This is a genomic window from Cellulomonas endophytica (assembly GCF_004123805.1).
Taxonomy (GTDB): Bacteria; Actinomycetota; Actinomycetes; order Actinomycetales; family Cellulomonadaceae; genus Cellulomonas; species Cellulomonas endophytica.
In genome coordinates, this window is sequence record NZ_RWJX01000134.1 from 1 (window position 1) to 4,226 (window position 4,226).

Annotated in this window: 4 protein-coding genes; all 4 read right to left on the reverse strand. The window is 79.1% G+C overall.

What is annotated here, in order from left to right:
• On the reverse strand, positions 1–509 hold a 509-nt coding region (locus EJA20_RS18055), incomplete at its 3' end, for an amino acid kinase family protein (RefSeq protein ID WP_476727339.1).
• A gap of 165 nt (positions 510–674) precedes the next feature.
• Positions 675–1,214, reverse strand: coding sequence for a DUF5063 domain-containing protein (locus tag EJA20_RS18060; RefSeq protein WP_420836456.1), 540 nt, complete (start codon positions 1,212–1,214; stop codon positions 675–677).
• 247 nt (positions 1,215–1,461) lie between these two features.
• Positions 1,462–2,061, reverse strand: coding sequence for a recombination mediator RecR (recR, locus tag EJA20_RS18065; RefSeq protein ID WP_129339901.1), 600 nt, complete (start codon positions 2,059–2,061; stop codon positions 1,462–1,464).
• Between the two features lie 110 nt (positions 2,062–2,171).
• The coding region (locus EJA20_RS18070; RefSeq protein ID WP_476727340.1) for a DNA polymerase III subunit gamma/tau domain-containing protein at positions 2,172–4,226 on the reverse strand (2,055 nt) is incomplete at its 5' end.

A 4,226-nucleotide genomic window follows, 5' to 3' on the forward strand; every position in this document is an offset into this window, starting at 1 on the left:
CAGACGTCCGCGCCGACCGCCGCCGCGAGCGCGACCGCGGTGGTGTCCGAGCCGCCACGGCCGAGCGTCGTCACGTCGTTCGTCTCGAGGTTGACGCCCTGGAAGCCCGCGACGATGGCGACCGCGCCGTCCGCGAGCGCCGAGGTGATGCGGCCCGGCGTCACGTCGATGATCCGGGCCTTGCCGTGCACCTCGTCGGTGATGACGCCCGCCTGCTGGCCCGTGAACGACCGGGCGTCCACGCCGAGGCTGTGGATCGCCATCGCGAGCAGCGACATGGAGATGCGCTCGCCGGCCGTGAGGAGGATGTCCATCTCGCGCTGCGGCGGCAGCGGCGTCATCCGGTGCGCGAGATCGATGAGCTCGTCCGTCGTGTCGCCCATCGCCGAGACCACGACGACCACGTCGTCACCGGCGCGCCTGGCCTCGGCCACCCGCTTCGCGACGCGCTTGATGCTGTCGGCGTCGGCGACCGAGGAGCCGCCGTACTTCTGGACGATCAGGGCCACAGTGGTGCTCTCGCTCGCCGGGCTGGGGACGCGCGCGAGTGTACGGGGACGGGTCCGGCGTCCCCGCGGGGGTTCCGCATGCCGGTCCGGCCCGCACGCCGCCCACCGCCCGCCCGTCGCCACCCGCCGCCCACCCGTGCATCGGGCCTGGGGCGACCGGGCGCCCTAGGGCTGGAGCGCGTCGTACTCGGCCTCCTCGGCGACGTCGTCGTCGACGTCGAGCCGCAGGTGGGCGAGCACCGCCTGGAGGGTGCGCAGCGCGCTGGAGGCGCGGTCGCCCCAGTCGGACAGGTAGGAGAACTGCCACCACCAGAGCGCCTCGACGGGGTTGCCCGCGTCGTGGTGGCGCAGGCCCTGCGCGAGCGCCTGCGCGACGGAGGCGAGCGACCCCGACAGAGTCGCGCCCGTCACCTCGGGGCCGAGCAGCGGGTCCACGACCTCCACGTACTCGTCCACGCCCTCGAAGGCGTTGGCCAGCGCCTCGCGCAGCGGGTCGAGGTCGGCGTCGGGGCCCGTGTCCGGCTCGAAGCGCTCCGTCGGCACCACGTCCGTCGTCGCGCCCAGGCGGGCGCCGGCGGCGAGGACGTCGGACAGCGCGAGCAGCAGCAGCGGCAGGCCCTGCTCGGGGTTCGAGCCGGCGGCCACCTCCGTCACGGTGGTGAGGAAGGCGCGGGCCTCCTCGGCGGTGCGGGCCGCGAGCTCCAGGACGTCGTCCTCGACGCCCTGCTCGACGTCGGTCGCCGCCACGTCGGCGGTCCAGCCGGCGCCGCCCGCGGGACCGGGCGTCGCGACCGGGGGTCGCGTGGCGTCCTGCCCGGGCCCCCGCCGCGGCGCCGCTCGCAGCGCGTGCACCGTCGCGGTGAGGCCGTCGTCCTCCGTGCGTCCGTCGGCCATCACGGCCCCCTCCCGTCGTCCCCGGTCCCCCGCCCGAGGACCGGTGGTGGTCAGCCTGTCATGCGCTGATGCGGCGGCGCCCCTCGAAGGCGCGTCCGAGGGTGACCTCGTCGGCGTACTCGAGGTCGCCGCCGACGGGCAGTCCCGACGCCAGTCGGCTCACCGTGAGCCCCAGCGGCACGAGCAGCCGCCCGAGGTAGGCCGACGTCGCCTCGCCCTCGACGTTGGGGTCGGTCGCGAGGATCACCTCGGTCACCGTCCCGTCGGCGAGCCGGCTCATGAGCTCGCGGATGCGCAGGTCGTCCGGGCCGATGCCCGCGATGGGGCTGATCGCGCCGCCGAGCACGTGGTACCGGCCGCGGAACTCGCGCGTCCGCTCGATCGCGACGACGTCCTTGGGCTCCTCGACGACGCACAGGACCGTCGGGGAGCGGCGCGGGTCGCGGCAGATGCGGCACTGCGGCTCCTCGGCCACGTTGCCGCAGGTCTCGCAGAACTGGACGCGCGCCTTGACCTCGACGAGCGCGTCCGACAGCCGCTTCACGTCCGCAGGGTCGGCGGCCAGCAGGTGGAACGCGATCCGCTGGGCGCTCTTGGGACCGACGCCGGGCAGCCGCCCGAGCTCGTCGATCAGGTCCTGGACCGCGCCCTCGTACACGTGTCCACCCTACGGCGTGCCGCGCCGGCGGCGTCCGGGCGCGCGGACGCGGCCGGCCCGGGTCCGTGCCGCCCCCGGGCCTCCCCGCGGACGGCCCGGGGGCGGCGCGCTCAGCCGAGCGGGGAGTCCGGCTCCTCGACGATCCGGCCCCCGAGGAGCTGGGCGACGAGCGGCGCGCCGACGAGGCCCGTCTGCCCGAGGTCGGGGTCGTCCGGGCTCATCTCGTCCATGGCCTCGGGCCAGTCCGCGGCGCCGCGTGCCCGCCCGGCCGGTGCGCCCCGGTCCTCGGCGGGCGGCTCGGGGGCCGGCCGGCCGTCGCCACGAGGGCCGAAGGTCCGTCCCCGGGCGTCGGGCGCCGGGCCACCGGCCGCGCGCGCGGGGTCGCCACCACCGGGGCGCAGGCTGCCCGCGGGCGCGGTGAGGCTCGTAGGCAGCTGCGGCCGCGGCGCCGGCACGGACGCCGGCACGGACGCCGGCACGGACGCCGGCGGAGCGTCCGGCGCCGAGGTCGCCCCCGCGGGCGGCTGGGCGGCCGACGGGGCGGCGGTGGTCGGGGCCGTGACACCCCCGGAGGTCGACCGGGACGGCTGGACCTCGTCGCCTCGTCGACCGGGGGCCGAGGGGCTCGACCCCCGGGCCCCGGCGGACCGACCGCCACGGTGGCCCAGGTCCTCCGGCGGGACGAAGTCGTCGTCCGGCGGCGGCTCGTCGTCGGGGAAGGGCGGCTCGTCGTCGTCGGGCGGGACGTCCGCGAAGGCCGGGCCGCGGTGCGCGGAGGCCGCGGCCGGCACGTCGCCCCGGGCGTGCGGCGGGGCGTCCGGGTCGGCAGGACCCCCGGCGGACGAGGCGCCGTCACCCTGCGACCCGCGCCCGGCGCGCGCCGGGACGTCGCTGCGGACGGCCGTGCCCTGCCCGCCGGCTGACGCCATCGGCGTCAGGACCGGCGGGGCGGCCGGGGCCGGGGTGTCCCAGGACGCGACGGCCTCCTCCGGGCTCATGATCCCGGGGGCGCGGACGGCCGGCGACGAGGACCGGGCGGCCGCGGACGGTCCGTCCGCGGCAGCGCTCCGCGGGGCCGGGGCCTCCGACGCATCGGCACCGCCCGTCACGGCGTCCCGTCCGGGAGCACCCCCCGTCAGGGCGTCCTGTCCGCGAGCACCGACGGTCGGGACGCCCTGGGCGCGGTCGTCGGCCGCCGGAGCTTCCGGCACGGGGTCCTCGGACGAGCGGACGGCCGGTGCCTCCGCGCCTGCGCCGACCCTTGCGCCGACCCCGTCACGAGAGCCGACCCCCGCAGGTACGGGGCCGCCGGCGCCGGGGCCCGCGTGTGGGTCGTCGCCGTCGGCGTGGGCACCCTGGCCCGCCTCCCGGCGCGCACCGGCCTCCCGCGCCCGGTCCTGCGGGGCGACGACGGCCGGCGGGCGCGTCGAGCCGCCGCCGGGGCGCCGGTCGTCCTCGCGGCGCCGGTCGTCCTCCCGCGCACGGGAGGGGTCGCCGGGACGGTCGGGACCAGGCCGGTCGGGCCCAGGCCGGTCGGCGGCCGACCGGTCCGCGGGCTGCCGGTCGGTGGGCGCCGGACGGGCCGACGACGCGGCCGCACCGCCCTCCACCCCCTCCACCCGGACGTCGAAGCCGAGCGTCTCGCGGACGGCGCGCGCGACCACCTCGGCGTGCTGCCCGGAGCGCAGGGTGGCGGCGAGCGCCGCCGTCGGGAAGGCCAGGCGGAGCGTGGTCGCGTCGAGGTCCTGCACCTGCGCGTTCTGGCTGACGAGGATCCACGTCGCCCGTCGCTGCGAGCGCATCATGTCGAGCACCTCGGGCCAGCGGCGGCGCAGCATCTCCGTGTCCTGCGCGCCCGGCCCGCGCACCGCGGCAGCGGGGTCCGCCGCCGTCGCACCCGGCGGCGCCGACGGGGTCACCGGCCCGCCGGGTGCGGCCGCGCCGTCCCCCGACGGCGTCCCGGAGGCCCTCGCGCCGTCCGTCGCGGACCGCGGGTCCCGGGCGGCGGGACGTCCGGCCCGGTCGACGGTGCCCCGGTCGTCGGTACCGCGGTCCGCCGCACCGCCGTCGGGGGCATCCCGGTCGTCGGCAGCCCGGTCCGCGGCGCCGGCGCGGTCGTCGGCGCGGTCGTCGGCGCGGTCGTCGGCGCGGTCGTCGGCGCGGTC